Source organism: Vibrio sp. 2134-1, assembly GCF_033339495.1.
The window spans coordinates 1-700 of record NZ_JAWOUS010000424.1; the positions used below are offsets into that span (position 1 = coordinate 1).

The 700-nt window shown below is 52.0% G+C and carries 1 pseudogene; it reads right to left on the reverse strand.

The features are described 5' to 3' along the window. Window positions 1-456 (reverse strand): annotated as a pseudogene (locus R7R78_RS26400) (conjugal transfer protein TraG); the annotation flags it as partial. Between the last annotated feature and the right edge of the window lie 244 nt (window positions 457-700).

A 700-nucleotide genomic window follows, 5' to 3' on the forward strand; every position in this document is an offset into this window, starting at 1 on the left:
TCCAGCCATCCCAGCCACATTCTCCCGGAATCCGGTTGGGATGTTAGGTCCACTGCCTACAGCCCCTTGAACCTGACCTGGTAGGCCTTGAACATTCGGGCCTTCAATGCCGTTATTTCCGTAAGCATCACCACTAAATGCTCCGTTGCGACCGGACGCGGTATTGATCGCCTGTAGTGCGGCTTGATACCCGCCAAGCTCCTTACCCTGTTCGTAATTTTTGGAGTTGGTCATTGCTGTCATTCGCGCTGCTGCCTGGGCCACTTGAGGAGACATTCCGTAGGCTTGGTATCTTTGCTGTAGTGAAGCCGCCTCGTCTTTAACCGATTGCGGCGCGGCATTTCGGAAATAGGCATTCATTTGGTTCATGGCCGCAAGGGTTTGTACAACGGCACCACCGAGAGTTTTAAAGTCGGTATTAGTCATGGAGCCCATTTGGTTTTGGAGCTGACTCATTGTTGTGAAGGTGTCCGATGCAGACACCAGTTCAGAAGCGGACTTGGATAGGTTCTGGGATAAGCTATCGCCCCAGGTTTGCTTGAATGACTCGCTTCCAGAACGGCTGAAACCCTGCGCTAATTGATTTGTCAACGCCTGGCTATCGGTTTGCGAATAGCTCACACCCTTCATGAACTGGGACACATCACTCGCTGACCAGCTTGAAGAGTCTTGAGTTGATGACTCTGTTGCTCCCTTCGCT